The sequence below is a fragment of the Streptomyces sp. NPDC014676 genome, from assembly GCF_043084105.1.
Taxonomy (GTDB): Bacteria; Actinomycetota; Actinomycetes; order Streptomycetales; family Streptomycetaceae; genus Streptomyces.
Map to the genome: position 1 here is coordinate 184,464 of NZ_JBIBZI010000009.1, position 16,126 is coordinate 200,589.

A 16,126-nucleotide genomic window follows, 5' to 3' on the forward strand; every position below is an offset into this window, starting at 1 on the left:
CCGTCGCCGAGCGCCGCCGGGGCTCCCCGCTGGGGGCGGTCCCCGGCGGCGTCCCGGGTCTTCTCGAAGGGGCGCCGTAAGGTTCACCCTTCGGTGGGGCGGTGCGGCTGGGCCCCGGCCTCCTCCGCCGGCCGGGTCGTCCCCGGGCGGCTGTCGGACCAGGCGGCCCACAGTTCGGCGTACCGGCCGCCGGCCGCGAGGAGTTCCTCGTGGGTGCCGGTCTCGACGATCCGGCCCTCGTCGAGGACGACGATCCGGTCGGCGGTCGCGGCCTGCGGCAGGCGGTGCGCCACCATCAGGCCCGTACGCCCCTCCAGGGCCTTCAGCGCGGCCGCCTCCAGGACGCGCGCCCCCGCGCTGCCCGCGTCGGCGGTCGCCTCGTCCAGGATGGCGATCGGCGGGTCGGCGAGGACCAGCCGGGCCAGCGCCAGATGCTGGGCCTGGGTCACCGTCAGCCGGTGCCCGCCCTCCCCGACCACCGTGTCCAGCCCGTCGGGCAGCGCCTCGGCCCACTCCAGGGCACCCACCGCCGCCAGGGCCGCCCGCAGGTCGTCGTCGTCGGCGTCCGGCCGGGCCAGCCGCAGGTCCTCGGCGAGCGGACCGGCGAAGACGTGCACCTCCTGGCTGATGAGCGTCACCGCCCGGCGGACCCCCGCGGGACCCAGCTCGTCCGCGTCGGCCCCGCCCAGCGCGACCGACCCCCGCTCCGGCCGGTGCACGCCCGCGATCAGCTTGGCCAGCGTCGTCTTGCCGGCCCCGCTCGAACCGACCAGTGCGACCCGCTCCCCGCCGCTCACCTCCAGATCGACGTCCCGGAGCACCGGGTGGCCCGGCACGTAGGCGTGATCGAGGGAGGAGACCTTGACCGAGCCGTCCACCGGAACGGCCCGCCGGTCCGGTTCCGGCTCCGGCGCGGCGGCCAGGCCGGACACCCCGACCAGACGGGCGAGGCTCGCGCCCGCCGACTGCACGTCGTCCAGCAGGAACAGCGCGGCGTTGACCGGGTTGAACAGGCTGTGGAAGTACAGCGCGGCCGCGGTCGCCGTGCCGATGCTCACCGACCCGTCGTCCACCAGCACGAAGCCGGTGACCAGGACCGAGGCCAGACCGATGAACTCGGCCAGGTTGAGCCGGGAGAAGAAACCGGTCACGACGTGGATGCCGCGCAGCGCCAGATCGAGGGCCGCACGCGACCGCCGCTCCACGAGGTCCAGATGCGGCCCGTTCAGCCGGAACGCCCGTACGGTGCGGACGCCCCCGACGCTGTCGAGCAGCTGGTGCTGGAGCGCGCCGGTGGCCACCCGGTGCCCGGCGTAGACGGGAGCGGCCCGGCGCAGATACCAGCGCACCGACAGCACCTGCACGGGCACGGCGCACAGCGCGGCGAGCAGGAACCGCCAGTCCAGCACGGCGAGTCCGGCCAGGGTCAGCACGATGGTGAAGGCGGAGCGGGAGAACTCCGGCAGGGCCTGCCGTACCGACTTGGCGACCATGGTGACGTCGTCCGTCACCCGGGAGACCAGGTCGCCCGAGCCGGCCTCCTCGACCCGCTCCAGCGGCAGCCCGAGCGCCCGCTCGACGAATTGCTCGCGCAGGGCGGCGAGCAGGGTTTCGCCCAGCCGGGCGACGAGGGCGCTGCCGAGGGCGGTGGCGGCGCCGCGCGTCACGGCCACCGTGACGAGCAGGATCATGGGCACGGTCAGCGCGTCCGTGCCGCGCCGTTCCACCACCAGGTCGACGACGTGTCCGAGCAGGGGGGCCGTCAGCAGGCCGACGGCCGTTCCGGCGACCAGGACGCCCACCGCGGCCGCCGTCAGCGCACGGTGGCCGCGCAGCAGGGAGCGGAGGGCGGCCAGGGTCTCGGCGCCGGACGCGGTTGGCAGCAGGGCGCGGTCCACGGGGCCGGTGCGGATCGTCGTCTCCTCGGTCCGTCCGTCGTCGGTGCGCGGGTCCGTGCCGCTCGCGTCGGTCATGCCAGGACCGCCGCACGGTAGGCGGCGTCGGCGGCGACGAGTTCGGCGTGCCGCCCGTCGGCGGTCACCGTGCCGCCGTCGAGCACCACCACCCGGTCGGTGACCGCCAGCAGCGCGGGGCTGGTGGTGACCAGGACCGTGGTGCGGTCCCCTCTCGTCTCCCGCAGCCGGGCGGCGATCCGCGACTCGGTGACCGTGTCCACCGCGGTGGTCGGGTCGTGCAGGACCAGCACCGGCCGGCCGGCGGCCAGCGCCCGGGCCAGCGCGACCCGCTGGCGCTGACCGCCGGAGAGGGAACGGCCGCGCTCGGCGAGGACGGTGTCCGCGCCGTCGGGCAGCAGCCGGGCGACGTCGTCGGCCGCCGAGGCGGCGAGCGCCGCCTCCACCGCGGCCGTGTCCGCGTCCGCCCCGCCGCGCACGTTGTCCAGCAGACTCGTCTCGAACAGATCCGCGTCACGGGGCGCCACCAGCACGGCCCGGCGTACGTCGTCGGGATCCAGGCCGGTCAGCGGCACGCCGTCGAGCTCGACCACACCCCCGACGGGGTCCGACTCCCGGGCCAGACAGCGCAGCAGGTCCCGCGCCGCCGCCGGATCCCCGGTCACCACACCGGTGAGACCCGGACCGAGGTCGAGGTCGACGCCCCGCAGCGCGCCGAGCGTGACACCGCGCAGCCGGATCCGCCCGGCGACGGCCCCGGGCAGCGCGGCCCCGCCCGGTTCCACCGCGGCGGGCGCCGCCAGCACCTCGGCGATCCTGCGGGCCGAGGCGCGCCCCTGCGCGAACTCGGCGTTGACGAAGGTGAGCAGCTGGAACGGCCCGAGCAGGAACTGCGCCAGCCCCACCGCCGCCACGAGTTCACCGACGCTGATGCTGCCGCGCATCGCCAGGTACGCGCCCACCAGGGCGATGACCGCGATGAAGACGCCGGTCAGCGCGAGCACCGCCCCTTCGTGCCCGGCCCGGCTGCGGGCGGCACGCAGCGCGGCGGCCAGCGAGTCCTGACTGGTCCGCCGGTAGCGGGCCACGGCCGCCGGCTCGGCCCCCATCCCCTTGAGCACCCGCAGGCCCATGACCAGGTCGGCGGCGACCCCCGAAGCGTGGGCGGCGCGTTCCTGCTCGGTCTCGCTGCGCCGCTCCAGCGGCCCGCTGATGCGATGGCCCAGCCACAACAGGGGCGGGATGCCGAGCAGGACGAGCAGGCCGAGCGGCACCGAGATCCGCAGCAGGGCCACCGCGCTGACCGCGAGGGCGGCGAGCGCCGAGGCGCCGTACGACAAGGCGGTCACCGCCGCGCCCACGCGCCGGGCGTCGTTGGTGGCGATGCTGGTCAGCGCGCCCGGGAGCCGGTCGGCGTCGGCGCCGCCGCGCGGGTCGAGCACCCGGGCGGCGAGGTCGAGGCGCAGCCGGTGCGTGGCCCGTTCACCCGCGGCCTCCGTGATGCGGGCGCCCACGCGGTAACACGTCGACAAGGCGGCGAAGACGACGGCGAGCAGTGCCAGCAGCCGCAGCAGCGTGCCGGACGAGCCCTTGGCCACCGCCTCGTCGATGACGACGCCCACGATCACCGGGACCAGGGCCTCGCACGTCTGATGGCCCATGCCGAGGAGCGATGCCGCGACGACACCGCGGCGCCGGCCCCTGATCGCTTCCCGGAGGACGTGCCCCCCGGTCGGTCCTCCAGCCGGCATGTGCCGTACCTCCGCGATGATCGGACAGTTAGGCAAGGCTACCCTGAACGCGACGGTCCGGACAGCGTGCGCCGAGCGCGCCGACGTGCGGTGCTCCAGGCCCAACGCCCCTCGTGGGAGCCGTCGTTGACCACCCGCTTCGTCTTCGGTTAGCCTCGCCTAAGCTGAACTCGCCACGGTGTCCTGCCTTCCCGCACCCGTGCGAGCCCCGCGAACCACCGCCAGGGGGAGTTGTCGTTGACGGTCGAAACCCGGGCGGTGTCCACCGAGGAGACCTCCGCCCCGGCCGTGCCCGGAGCGCGGCGCGGGACCACCGCACTCCGCGCGTCCGGTCTCCTCCTCGCGCTCGGCGCCCTCGTCCTCGTCGGACTCCTCAGCGTGTGGGTGGGAACCCGGGGCATCCCGTTCACCTCGACCTGGACACTGCTGTGGCGGCCCGACGGTTCCGAGGCCGCGGTCATCATCCACGACTACCGCATCCCCCGTACGCTCCTCGGACTCGCCGTCGGCACGGCCCTCGGGCTGTCCGGCGCGCTGATGCAGGCGATGACACGCAACCCGCTCGCCGACCCGGGACTGCTCGGCGTGAACCTGGGCGCCTCCACCGGGGTGGTCGTGTGCATCGCGTTCCTCGGGGTGGGATCCGTCCTGGGCCAGGTGTGGTTCGCGCTCCTCGGCGCGGTCGTGGCGACCCTGGTGGTCCACCTGCTCGGCTCCGCCGGACGGACGGTCGCCACACCCGACCGCCTCGTCGTCGCCGGCGCGGCCGTCACGGCGGTGCTGTACGCCTTCAACTCGACGGTGCTGCTGCTGCGTCCGCGCGCCTTCGACCAGTTCCGCTTCTGGACCGCCGGCTCGCTCGCCGGACGTACCTACGACGTCCTCCAGGCCGTCCTGCCGTTCGTCACCGTCGGCACGGCGCTCGCACTGCTGCTCGCCCCCGCGCTCAACGCCCTCGCCATGGGTGACCAGTTGGGGCGGGCCCTCGGCGTCCACGTGGTCCGCACGCGGGTGCTGGCGGCCGTCGCGGTGATGCTGCTGTGCGGTGCCGCGACCGCCGCCGCCGGACCGATCGGCTTCGTCGGCCTCGCCGTCCCGCACGTGGCCCGGTTCGTCGCCGGCCCCGACCAGCGGTGGGTGATGGCGTACTCGATGCTGCTCGCCCCCGTCCTGCTGATCGGCGCCGACGTACTGGGCCGGGTGATCGGCGCGCCGGGCGAGGTCCAGGTCGGCATCGTCACCGCGTTCCTCGGCGCCCCGCTGTTCCTCGCGCTGTGCCGTCGCCGGAAGCTGGTCATGCTGTGAACCCCGTCCACCCGGCGGAAGCCCCCGCCGACGCCGCGCCCGTGATCAGCGGGACGGTCGTGCGCGCCCGGGGAGGCGGGGTCTCGCTGCGGATCCCGGGCCGGTCCGTGGCCGTGGGCGCCGTACTGCTCGCCGTGCTCGTCGTGGTCATGGGCGTCAGCCTGACCACCGGGGACTTCGAACTCTCCGTCACCGAGGTCGTCAAGGCCCTGACCGGCAACGGATCGCCGGGCGCCGACTTCATCGTCAACACCCTGCGCCTGCCCCGCCTGCTCACCGCGGTGTGCGTCGGCGCCGCCCTCGCCGTGAGCGGCGGCATCCTGCAGAGCCTCACCGGCAACGCGCTCGGCAGCCCCGACGTCATCGGCTTCACCAACGGGGCGGCCGTCGGCGCCCTGACCGTCATCATCGTGCTGCACGGCGGCATGACCCAGATCGCACTCGGCGCGCTGCTCGGCGGCCTCGCGACCGCCGCCGCCGTCACCCTCCTCCTCGCCGGCCGGGGGCTTCAGGGGTTCCGGCTCGTCGTCATCGGCATCGGGGTGAGCGCGCTGCTGCTGGCCGTCAACTCGTACCTGATCACCAGGGCCACCTTCCAGGAGGCGCTGGAGGCGCAGGCGTGGCTCCTCGGCAGCCTCAACAACCGCGGCTGGACCCAGGCCGGCGCCATCGGACTCGCGGTCCTCGTGCTCCTCCCGGTCGCCTTCGTGTACGCCCGCCGGCTGTCGATGGTGGAGATGGGCGACGTGACGGCGACGGCGCTCGGCGTCGACGTGGCCCGCACCCGCACCGTCCTGCTCGTCGTCTGCGTCGCCCTGGCCGCGTTCGCCACCGCGGTCGCCGGACCCATCTGGTTCGTCGCCCTGGCAGCCCCCCAGGTGGCCCGGCGCCTGACCCGGTCCTCCGCCCCCGCCCTGGTGCCCACCGCCCTCATGGGCGCCGTCCTGCTCACCGCGAGCGATCTCGCCGTGCAGCGCCTGTTCACCGACACCCTCCTGCCGGTGGGCGCGGCCACCGGCACCATCGGCGGGCTGTACCTCATCCGGCTGCTGGTCACCGAGTCGCGAAAGAGCCGCGCATGACAGGAACGCACCCGCCGGAGCCCCGGCTCCGGGCCGAGAACCTGACCCTCTCCTACGACCGGCGGACCGTGGCCACCGGCCTCGGCGTCGACATCCCCGACCACTCCTTCACGGTGATCGTCGGACCGAACGCCTGCGGCAAGTCCACCCTGCTCAAGGCACTGGCCCGGATGCTCAGGCCCAAGGCGGGCGAGGTCTACCTGGACGGCTCCGCCATCGCCTCCTACCGCACCCGCGAGGTCGCCCGCCGGCTCGGGCTGCTGCCGCAGTCGTCGACCGCGCCCGGCGGCATCACGGTGGGCGACCTGGTGGCCCGCGGCCGCTACCCGCACCAGCGGCTGCTGCGGCAGTGGTCCGCCGAGGACGAGACCGCCGTGACCGGGGCGATGCGCCGCACCGGAGTCCTCGACCTCGCCGGCCGGCCCGTCGACGACCTGTCCGGCGGGCAGCGCCAGCGGGTCTGGCTGGCCATGGTGCTCGCCCAGCAGACCCCCGTCCTGCTGCTCGACGAACCCACCACCTTCCTGGACATCGCGCACCAGATCGAGGTGCTCGACCTCTGCGCCGAGCTGCACGCGGTCCAGGGGCACACCGTCGTCGCGGTCCTGCACGACCTCAACCAGGCCTGCCGCTACGCCACCCACCTCGTGGTGATGCGGGCCGGCGGCACCGTCGCGGTCGTGGGGGACCCGTCGGCCGTGCTGACCGCCGAACTGGTGGAGGACGTGTTCGGCCTGCCCTGCCGCATCATCGACGACCCGGAGACCGGCACCCCCCTGATGGTGCCCGCCGCCCCGCGGCGCGCCGCCGACGACTCACGGCGTCCGGCGCGCGATCCTGGCACAGCCGTCCTATGATCGACCCATTAAAGTTGAATTCCGAACTTTTCTGTGGTGGAGGGCCGGCGCATGAGCAACACGGAAACCCACCCGACGGAGACGGTCTGCGGCGCGGACGCCGACGGACCGCCCCCGCCGGGCATCGAGATCCTCACCCCGAGGGACGTACCCCTCGGCGGCCCCCGTGCCATGCGGGTACGGCGGACCCTGCCCCAGCGGGCACGCACCCTCATCGGAGCCTGGTGCTTCGCCGACCACTACGGCCCCGACGACATCACCGAGTCCGGCGGCATGCGCGTACCCCCGCACCCGCACACCGGCCTGCAGACGGTGAGCTGGCTGTTCAGCGGCGAGATCGAACACCGCGACAGCCTCGGCAGCCACGCCTTCGTCCGGCCCGGCGAGCTGAACCTCATGACGGGCGGCCACGGCATCAGCCACTCCGAGGTCTCCACCCGGAACACCCGGATCCTGCACGGCGCGCAGCTGTGGGTGGCACTGCCCGCGGAACACCGCGACACGGCCCGCGACTTCCAGCACCACGTCCCCGCCCCGGTCGCGCTGGACGGCGGCGAGGCCCGCGTCTTCCTGGGCACGCTCGCCGGTGACACCTCACCGGTGCGCACCTTCACCCCGCTGCTCGGCGCCGAGATCACCCTGGACCCGGGCGCCCGCGTGACCCTCGACGTGGACCCCGGCTTCGAACACGGGGTCCTCGTCGACAGCGGCGACATCCTCCTCGCCGGTACGGCACTGAAGCCGGCCGAACTCGGCTACGCACCCCCCGGCCGCACCGCCCTCACCCTGACCAACCGGGCGTCCGGCCCGGCCCGCCTGCTGCTCCTGGGCGGACCGCCCTTCGAGGAGGAGATCGTCATGTGGTGGAACTTCATCGGACGGTCGCACGATGACATCGTGCAGGCGCGCGAGGACTGGATGAAGGGCGACCGCTTCGGCGAGGTGCACGGTTACGACGGGGCTCCACTGCCCGCGCCGGAACTGCCGAACGCACCCTTGAAGCCGCGACGAAGGGCGCGCTGACCTGCGGATATGGCGCGCCGTACGCCAACAGGACAGGATTACTGCCGCGCCTGTCCGGCAACGCGCGAATCCCGCAGCGCCCGCGTCGGCTCCAGCCGCATACGTGCCTCGATAAAGAACAAGCTTAGATCGGGAGCGTAGGTAGGCAACTGGAACACGGTGAGTCACTCGGCGCTCGCTTCGATGAACTCCCTCATGCCGGCGGTCAGGTGGAGGCGGACGTTGTCCCAGACCAACACGATCGGTCCGCCGAGCTGGATGCGGGCGCGGATGACCAGGTTGCGGAAATCTTGTCAGCCGAAGCCCTTCGGCTCGTCCTTGCGGCCCCGGCACTCACGGATCGCGTAGATGAGCCGGGACCGCTGACCTGGTTTGCAGCAGGCCATGCCCGCCATTGAAACCCGCCCCGAGCCCCGCCCCCTGACCCGCACGACGGACGTCTGGCCGATCCGGCCCCAGGTCCTGGCGCGCGACGGAGTCATCGACTGCCGGCCTCGTCCTCGAAGACGATCCAGGCCCCGCACTCCGCCGCGGTGCTCTTACCCGCAACCAGCTCCTTCTTCCAGACCTCAATCGCGTCGTCATCGCGCTCGATCGCCCGCCGGGCAGGCTGCTGCCAGCTCCAGCGGTGCCGCTTCAGCAACTGCCAGGTGCCCTCGACCGTGTAGGAGACGTGGAACAGCCGACCGATCATGGTCTTGATCCGCGCCAGCGTCCACCGTTGGTCCGCCCACCCGTGAGCGAGTGGACCGCGTTCCAACTCACGCTCCAGCCGGGCGACCTGAGCTTCACTGAGTCGAGATCTTCCCGGAGACCCCTTCGACAGCGAACCGGCCTCGCCGCACTCGCGCCCCACCGGCAGCGTCGTGCGGAACGCCCTCCTGGAAGCACACGCGGCAGGCTGGTCGGACCGTGACTGGGCGAGCCTCGCGGACATTGCCCGACGATGGGCGGGATGCTGACGCGTCGCCGCGTTTCCCGAGCGGTGTACGCATGACTGAGCCGGTGAGGGCAGGGGCCACCACCGGCTCAGTGTTTTCTCCGCCGTACACGCGGTGGACGTGGAGACCCTTGGCCGGGACCAGAGCGCCTCGCCGGCGTTCCTGGGGTTCAACCTGTCGACGCACACCCTCGCCCGCACGGTCATCACCGCCACGTTCACGGTGAACTGACCGGTTGGGTCCCGGCTGCCCTGCTCTGTGCGAGCAGCGCTGTCAGGGCAGCAGCGGCGGGCCGACGATCTGGATGCCGTAGGTGGCGGCGAGGCGGGTGAGTTCGGCCGGGTCGGGGCCGGCGACGGGGTCGGCCGACCGGCTCTCGTCGAAGGGGGTCCCGATGTCGGCGACGAACGCGTCGAAGCCGCCGCCGGGAGTGTGCAGGGTGAGGAACCGCGCGGTGGGGGAGGTGACGACGAAGCCGTGGGCGAGCCCCCTGGGCAGGAGCGCCAGACCGCCGGAACCGACGCTGCGGGTCTCGTCGCCCACTTCGACGCGCAGGGTGCCGTCGAGGACGAGGAAGGTTTCCTCGTCGGACTCGTGCAGGTGCAGCGGCGACATGTAGCCGCGCTCACCGGAGTGTTCCAGCAGGGCGAACGTACCGCCGGTGTCGCCGGCCCGCGCGCGCATGCGGACCAGACCCCCGAGGAAGAGGACCGCGTCCTGCGTGTCAGCGTCTGTCAGGACGGGCGTGGTGATGGCACCAGAGGGAGAAGTCACGGGTTTCCTCATTTCCGAACAACGTGTGGGTGATTCGATCAGCCGTCGGCACCTGGTGTCCAAGACCCGTTCGTCATGACCCGATGCCGAACCGGCATCCCCGGCGGGCCGGCCGGTCAGCCTCTCCCGGTGACCGGCGCGGCGCCGATCGGCAGGTCCTCCGGCAGCAGCATCGTCAGGGTCTTGAGGTCCGGGCTGGTGAGCCCGCTCAGTCGGCCGGCCTGGCGGGTCATCATCAGCTCCACCAGCTGTCTGGCCAGCCGCGCGTTGCCGAACGTGCGGGAGCGCGGCAGCGAGTCGAGATGGACGCGCAGCGCGTCGAGTGTCTCCGGGGCGCATTCGTAGCCCGCGGTGCTCGTCTGCTGCGCGATGATGGTCAGCAGCTCGTCCGTCGAGTAGTTCTCGAATTCGATGCGGCGGGTGAAGCGGGATGCCAGGCCCGGATTGGAGTCGAGGAAGCGGCCCATCTCGTCCGGGTAGCCGGCGACGATCACGACCGCCTCGTCACGGTGGTCCTCCATGAGCTTCAGCAGCGTGTCCACGGCCTCGCGGCCGAAGTCCTGCGGCGAGTTCTCCGGTGTCAGGGTGTACGCCTCGTCGATGAAGAGAACCCCGCCCATGGCCTTCTGGAAGGCCTCGGTGGTGAGTTGCGCGGTGTGCCCTATGTAGCGTCCGACCAGGTCGGCGCGGGCCACCTCGACGAGCTGCCCGCGCGGCAGGATGCCGAAGGAGCGCAGGAGGTCGGCGTAGAGCCGGGCCACCGTGGTCTTGCCGGTGCCGGGCGGTCCGGAGAAGACCAGATGGTGGCTGACCCTCGGGGTGGGCAGCCCGACGGCGGCCCGCTGCCGGTAGGTGGACAACAGGTCCACGATGCCCCCGACCTCCCGCTTGACGGACTCGAGTCCGGTCATGGCGCGGATCCGGGCGAGCGCGTCGGAGTTCTCGGCGGCCTCCTCGGTCCCGGACCGGGCCTGGGCGGCCTCGTCCTCGCCGACGTCCTCCGGCAGCATCAGGGTCAGGTCGGTCTCGCCCGCGTCGGGCAGGGACGCCAGCCGGAACGACTGCCGGTCGACCATCTCCTCGAACACCCGCCGCGCGGCACGTCCGTTGCCGAAGGTCGCGTCCCGGCGCATCCGGGAGAAGTGCACGCGCAGCGCCTCGCGGGTCAGGGGGGCGAGTACGTAGCTGTGGTCGGCGCACATGTTCTCGGTGATGGTGACGAGTTCGTCCACCGAGTAGTTGTCGAACTCGATGGTGCGGGTGAAGCGGGAGGCCAGGCCCGGGTTGGCGGAGAGGAAGTCGTCCATCTCCTTGGAGTAGCCGGCGACGATGACCACGGCCTCGTCGCGGTGGTCCTCGATCAGCTTGACGAGGGTGTCGATGGCCTCCTGGCCGAAGTCGGCGCCCGAGCCCTTGCTGTCGGAGAGCAGGGTGTAGGCCTCGTCGATGAACAGCACCCCGCCGAGCGCCTTGCGGAACGCCTCCGTCGTCTTGATCGCGGTACCGCCGATGACCTGGGCGACCAGGTCCGAGCGGGAGACCTCGACGAGATGCCCGGAGGGCAGCATGTCGAGACTGGCGAGGATGGAGCCGTACAGCCGGGCCACGGTGGTCTTGCCCGTACCGGGAGGGCCGGCGAAGACGAGGTGACGGCTCATCGGTGGTGCCGGTATGCCCAGCTGGACGCGCCGCTGGGCCAGACGCCCGAGGCTGACGAGCGTACTGACCTGCCGTTTGACACCGCCCAGGCCGACCAGCGCGTCCAGGTCCGCGAACGGGCCCTCGAGTGCCGGGGCCTGCTCCGCGGTGCCGCCTTCGGTGGCGGCGCCGCCCGGCCGCGACGGCCCGGTGGCGGGGGCGGCGGGCTGCCAGGAGTCGGGGAGCCCGTTGTCCGAGCTGTCCAGCCGGTCGACCTTCAGGGCGGGGCCGGGCCGGGTGTGGCGCAGTCCGGCGCCCTGGTTGGAGTGGACCGCGCAGCCGCTGACGCTGATGGGGCCGGTGCCGTCCAGGCGGATGCCGTCGCCGGTGTTGCCGGTGCACACGCAGCCGTCCAGGGTGCCCCGGCCGCCTGCCGAGACGAGGATCCCGTGCGCCTTCGAACCGGTGACCCGCACCCGGACCAGGGAGGCCTCGCCTCCGCTGTCCACCGCGACACCCGAGCCCGCGCTCGCGCTCACCTCGCAGTCGCGCAGCGCGACGGCGCCACCGTCGGCCACGGACACCCCCGCCTTGCCGGCGGAGTGGAAGGCGCAGGCCGCGAACTGCGGACGGCCGGCGTGCTCCACGCGCAGTGCGGGGCCGGTGGTGCCGCGGACCTCGCAGTCCTCGAACCGCCCCTTGCCCTTCTCCCTGACCAGGATGCCGGTGCCGCGGACGTCCCGGACGCGCCCGCGGCGCAGCACCGGGTGCGCGCCCGACCGCACCGCGATGCCCGGACCGCCGGTGCCCGAGACGTCCAGCCCGTCGATCTCGGCGGTCGACTCCTCGGTCAGCAGGACGCCGATGTCCCGGCCGCCGGAGATCCGGACCCCGGTCAGTGCCGGGGCGCAGGACTGCCCGACCTGTACGGCCGGCAGGGCGGCGTCGGTGAAGACACAGTCCGCGTAGCGCCCCCGGGCCCGGTCGGTGACCAACAGGCCGCTGCCGCCGGTGCGTTCCGTGGCGCAACCCGTCAGCTGGGGGTCGGAGCGGTCCGTGACCGCGAAGCCGTGCCCGGTGGTGTCGCGCACCCGCACGTCCGTCAATGACGTGGCGGCGGAGCTGGCCACGTAGACGCCGAGGGCACAGCTGTGCACAGTGGTGCGCCGCACGGCGACGGTGGTGGAGCCCTCCAGCGCCACGGCGGGCTTGTCGGTGTCCGAGATCTCGCAGTCCTCGACCGATCCGGCGGACCGGCCGTTGGCCAGTACGCCGTTGCCGCGGGCGTCGCGCAGGACGCTCGAGCGGACGTCGGCACGGCCGTCCTCGCTGATGACGACGGCGGAGGTGGCCAGGTGCTCGATGACGCAGTCTTCCAGCACACTGCCGGCCGAGCCGGTCTCCACCACCCCCGCACCGGCCGGGTTGGTCACCTGGCAGCCCCTCATGGCCAGTGATCCCGTGTTCCGGCTGAGCAGCGCCGTCCACCCGGTGCCGACGATCCGGCAGCCGTCCAGGGCCACCTGCCCGCGTACCGCGTCGACCACCGGGAGGTCGTCCTCACCGCCGGTCAGCACCAGGTCGGTCAGGAGCACGGCATCCGCGGCGAGCGTGATGGCGGTGCCCGTGCGCGGGGCTATCTCCACCGAGCCACGCGGCCCGTCAGCGACGATGGTGACCTGGGCGCGGATGGACAGGTTCTCGGGATACACACCCGGCCGCACCCTGATCACCGATCCCGCGCGGGCCCGCGCCAGGGCCGACGCGATCGTCGGGTACTCACCGCTGCCGTCCCGGTCAACGGTCAGTGTCGTGCGTGCCACGGCCGATCCTCCTCAGTGTGCTGCCCGGTCCGCCCCGGTTCGGAGTCCGGGCGGGACGGCACCCGCGTCGTGGCGGGGCGGTCCGCCCGCCCCGCCGCTCACCGGGTGCCGTCCGGCCCGGAACCCTCCGCACCGCCGACGGCCGCCCGCGCGGCCGGGATGTGCGAAGCACCCACGGTGAGCCGTGCGTGCGAGGCAACCACGGGGAAACGTGCCGTCGCGCGGGCGATGTGTTTCTGAGAGTACTCAAGGAACACATGTCCCAACGAGTCGGATGCCTGTGATGATGTGTCATGGGGTGATCCGCGGAGCCCCGAACACGTGTGACCGGTCGGGTGGCCCCGCCAGTCATGGGGGAGTATCCCGTGGCACCGCCGTGCGCGGAGGCTGTGGCGGGGTCGTGGCGGGGACTCAGAACCCGGTGAGGGTGTTCTTGCCGACGGTGGTGGTGCCGGACTCGAGGAGGCGGTGGGCCTCGCGGAGGTTGGCGGCGTTGACGGGCCCAGATCCCGGTTGGCGGTGGTGTCGAGGAGACCGGCGCCGACCAGGCGAGCTATCTGGCCGAGGATGTGGTGCCGGCCGCCCTGGTCGGGGGCCCGGAACCGATCGGCAGGGAGTCGAAGTCGTCGATGGCGACGATCCACCCGAAGGGACTGAGCGCCTCGGCGTAGGCCGCGAGGTTGCGGTGCGTGCCGGTGGTGCTGAGGACGAAGTCGAGGCCCCGCGGGGCGACCTCGGCGAGCTGCGGACCCAGGGGCTTGTGGTGGTCGATGACGTGGTCGGCGCCCATGGCCGCGGGCGAAGCCGATGGTGGCGGCGATGCGTTCGTCGACCGCGCGGAACTGGGCGTTGGTGGCGGGGCGGTCGATCGCGTCGGCGTAGCAGACATCGTCGCCGACCTGGAACAGCCACACCTCCTCGCCGACCGCGAAGACCGTGCCCGCGGCGTCCCAGCCCAGCACCTTCGGCCCGGCGCGCCCGGGGCGGTGGTCTGGCGGGCGTTGTGGTCCACCGGGTTCAGGGCGATGGCCTCCACGCGTACCAGCAGATCACGCGGGCCGGGCACGGGGACGGGCAGTTCCACATCGATCGGGCTCTCCTCGTCGCTCGCCGGCAGGCTCTTGCGGTAGGCGACGGCACGCATCGTCGTGTCACTCATCGCTCGTCCTCTTCCCTCTCGAAGGCAGGCCGCCGGCGCCCGGGCCGTTGCCGGCGTGCCCAAAGCGGCGCCGGGGGCGTCGCTCGGCACCGCGTCGGCGACCCACGCGGCGGACCGCGCGTCCACCGGACCAGACTCGCCGCAGGGAGTGGAATCTTTGTGGTGTTCTTCTTGAGCGGGGTGAGTGGCGCCGCCCGGCATGAGGGGCTCCCGAGACGACGGACGCCCGGCCGGGAGTTCCGGCCGGGCGTCCGCGAGGGCCGCGCCGCCTGCGGTGGCCGCCGCGGCGATCGTACGGTCAGTGCTGGGTGTTCGCCGTCCAGAGAACGGCTCCGCCGGCCGACAAGACGGTGACGTTGCCGTCGGCCTGGATGACCAGCCGGGCGCCGGGGTTGCCGGCGGTCCCGGAGGACCACACCGTCCGGTCGTCATTGGTGTAGACGACGAAGTGCCCGTCGTCCTGGAAGACCGCCTTGTATCCGGTGCCCTGCGTGTTCGAGGACCAGCGGACCGTGCCGTTCTCGTCGGTGATGACGAGGTTGCCGTCCGTGCGCATGGTGATGCTCATGCGGTCGGACGCCACGCTCTCACCCGGGCCGATCACCGTGGTGGCGGTGATGACACGGGTGCTCCAGTCCTGCTTGGCGGCAACCGTCTCGGTGGGGGCTGTGGCCTGCACGGGGTCGGCTGTGGCCTGCACGGGGTCGGCTGTGGCCTTCACGGGGGTGGCGGTGGCCTTCACAGGGGCGGCGGTCGTGGCCGTCGCGGCCTTGGTCGAGTCGCCGGACGCCGTCCCGGAGGAGCGGACCCTCTGGGAGGTGGACGTGGACGTCTTCGTCGGGGCGGACAGGGCCGACGCCTTGACGACCGTTCCGGGCTTCGTGGCCCGCGCCACCGGCCCCGCCGTGGTGTGCGACGACGCCCCGGAGGCGCTGTCGTGCTTCACGGCGGGGTCCGCAGGGCGCGACCGGTCCCCGGCCGACGGGCCGGCCACCCCGATGCCGAGGACGCTGCCCCGGTTCGGACCGTTCTTGCCGGAAGCGGAGGGCACGGGCGGGCCGTACAGCGGACCGTCGCTCCGCCGCGGTCCCGCTTCTTCACCGGTTCCCGAGGGGGAGGCCGGGGCCGTCCCCTCGGAGCCGTGCTCCTTGCCCTCGGTCGCCCGCGGCTGAGGGACGACGGGTGCCGCGCCGCCGTCGACGGGGTCCTGCAAGGGCAGGCCCGCCTGCTGGTCGGGGCTGGAGGCGTTGTCGCCGTCCGCCCCCGGGGACTCGGAGGCGACGGGGACCTGCTGGCCGAGCCCCTCGTAGTTGGTCCGGCCGCCGGAGTGGGACACGAACGGGACCGTGGCCAGTACGGCTCCGGCCACGGCGGCGGCGACCAGTAGCGGCTTGCCGCCGGTGCGACGTCCGCCCGCCGCCCGGCTCGCGGGCGGCGCACCGGCGCGGCGCCCGGCCGCCACCACGCCCGGGATGCCGTCGGCCGCGGTGACCTCCGGCTCGGAGGCGGAAGACCGCTCGGGGTGGGCCAGGTGCGGACGACGGCGGGCGGAGGGACCGTGTCCGGTCCGCTGGGCGGCGGGGGCGACCCCGGCGGCGGCCGGGGCGGCCAGACCGGTGATGGTGTCGCGCGAGGACCGCGCGGTCGTCGGGCCGGCCACGGGATCATCCGCGGAGGGCAGAGCCACGGCACGACGGATCCTGCGCGGCTCGGCCGCCGCGGTCGGTGGTCCACCGGAGGACGCCGAGTACGTCGATGACATCGGTGCTCCTTAACGTGAGCTGATCAGCTGTGGGTCGATCAGACGGGGCCTGATCGAACGGGGCTGGTCAGATGAGGGCTGATCAGGACTGATCAGGG

General features: G+C 73.3%; 11 protein-coding genes. 4 read left to right on the forward strand and 7 right to left on the reverse strand.

The window, feature by feature from the left end; translation table 11 throughout:
* Positions 1 to 83: 83 nt before the first annotated feature.
* Entirely contained in the window at positions 84 to 1,973 is a 1,890-nt protein-coding gene (locus ACF1DX_RS25195) for an ABC transporter ATP-binding protein (RefSeq protein WP_391793392.1), read from the reverse strand.
* The gene (locus tag ACF1DX_RS25200) at positions 1,970 to 3,664 is read right to left on the reverse strand and encodes an ABC transporter transmembrane domain-containing protein (protein ID WP_391793393.1); all 1,695 of its coding nucleotides are present in this window, start codon (positions 3,662 to 3,664) and stop codon (positions 1,970 to 1,972) included. The genes ACF1DX_RS25195 and ACF1DX_RS25200 overlap by 4 nt, the downstream gene beginning before the upstream one ends.
* Before the next feature lie 237 nt (positions 3,665 to 3,901).
* On the opposite strand from ACF1DX_RS25200, the gene ACF1DX_RS25205 reads away from it, so the two are divergent.
* Genes ACF1DX_RS25205 through ACF1DX_RS25220 form a run of 4 tightly spaced genes read left to right on the forward strand, consistent with a single transcriptional unit; the run spans position 3,902 to position 7,931 of the window.
* Positions 3,902 to 4,969 (forward strand): FecCD family ABC transporter permease, encoded by a 1,068-nt coding sequence (locus tag ACF1DX_RS25205; RefSeq protein WP_391793394.1) that lies wholly within the window; start codon positions 3,902 to 3,904, stop codon positions 4,967 to 4,969.
* Entirely contained in the window at positions 4,966 to 6,051 is a 1,086-nt protein-coding gene (locus ACF1DX_RS25210) for a FecCD family ABC transporter permease (protein ID WP_391793395.1), read from the forward strand. Before ACF1DX_RS25205 ends, ACF1DX_RS25210 begins: the two co-directional genes overlap by 4 nt.
* The gene (locus ACF1DX_RS25215) at positions 6,048 to 6,908 is read left to right on the forward strand and encodes an ABC transporter ATP-binding protein (RefSeq protein ID WP_391793396.1); all 861 of its coding nucleotides are present in this window, start codon (positions 6,048 to 6,050) and stop codon (positions 6,906 to 6,908) included. Before ACF1DX_RS25210 ends, ACF1DX_RS25215 begins: the two co-directional genes overlap by 4 nt.
* A 51-nt stretch (positions 6,909 to 6,959) precedes the next feature.
* The gene (locus ACF1DX_RS25220) at positions 6,960 to 7,931 is read left to right on the forward strand and encodes a pirin family protein (RefSeq protein WP_391793397.1); all 972 of its coding nucleotides are present in this window, start codon (positions 6,960 to 6,962) and stop codon (positions 7,929 to 7,931) included.
* Positions 7,932 to 8,409: 478 nt separating this feature from the next.
* On the opposite strand, the gene ACF1DX_RS25225 is transcribed toward ACF1DX_RS25220, so the two are convergent.
* The 5 genes from ACF1DX_RS25225 to ACF1DX_RS25245 all read right to left on the reverse strand — a co-directional run bounded on the left by ACF1DX_RS25225 (position 8,410) and on the right by ACF1DX_RS25245 (position 16,028).
* The gene (locus ACF1DX_RS25225) at positions 8,410 to 8,691 is read right to left on the reverse strand and encodes a winged helix-turn-helix domain-containing protein (RefSeq protein ID WP_391793398.1); all 282 of its coding nucleotides are present in this window, start codon (positions 8,689 to 8,691) and stop codon (positions 8,410 to 8,412) included.
* Between the two features lie 454 nt (positions 8,692 to 9,145).
* Positions 9,146 to 9,646, reverse strand: a complete 501-nt coding sequence (locus ACF1DX_RS25230; protein WP_391793399.1) for a cupin domain-containing protein — start codon at positions 9,644 to 9,646, stop codon at positions 9,146 to 9,148.
* Positions 9,647 to 9,762: 116 nt separating this feature from the next.
* Positions 9,763 to 13,107, reverse strand: coding sequence for a right-handed parallel beta-helix repeat-containing protein (locus ACF1DX_RS25235; protein WP_391793400.1), 3,345 nt, complete (start codon positions 13,105 to 13,107; stop codon positions 9,763 to 9,765).
* 553 nt (positions 13,108 to 13,660) lie between these two features.
* Positions 13,661 to 13,897: a hypothetical protein gene (locus ACF1DX_RS25240; protein ID WP_391793530.1), complete on the reverse strand. Its 237-nt coding sequence runs from the start codon at positions 13,895 to 13,897 to the stop codon at positions 13,661 to 13,663.
* A 667-nt stretch (positions 13,898 to 14,564) separates the two neighbouring features.
* On the reverse strand, positions 14,565 to 16,028 hold the full coding sequence (locus ACF1DX_RS25245; RefSeq protein ID WP_391793401.1) for a hypothetical protein: 1,464 nt from the start codon (positions 16,026 to 16,028) through the stop codon (positions 14,565 to 14,567).
* Between the last annotated feature and the right edge of the window lie 98 nt (positions 16,029 to 16,126).

Excerpts from the sequence above, each read along its gene's own strand:
- ACF1DX_RS25245 (WP_391793401.1), bottom strand. The coding sequence starts at position 16,028 with ATGTCATCGACGTACTCGGCGTCCTCCGGTGGACCACCGACCGCGGCG.
- ACF1DX_RS25220 (WP_391793397.1), top strand. The coding sequence starts at position 6,960 with ATGAGCAACACGGAAACCCACCCGACGGAGACGGTCTGCGGCGCGGAC.
- ACF1DX_RS25240 (WP_391793530.1), bottom strand. The coding sequence starts at position 13,897 with ATGGGCGCCGACCACGTCATCGACCACCACAAGCCCCTGGGTCCGCAG.
- ACF1DX_RS25200 (WP_391793393.1), bottom strand. The coding sequence starts at position 3,664 with ATGCCGGCTGGAGGACCGACCGGGGGGCACGTCCTCCGGGAAGCGATC.
- ACF1DX_RS25215 (WP_391793396.1), top strand. The coding sequence starts at position 6,048 with ATGACAGGAACGCACCCGCCGGAGCCCCGGCTCCGGGCCGAGAACCTG.
- ACF1DX_RS25195 (WP_391793392.1), bottom strand. The coding sequence starts at position 1,973 with ATGACCGACGCGAGCGGCACGGACCCGCGCACCGACGACGGACGGACC.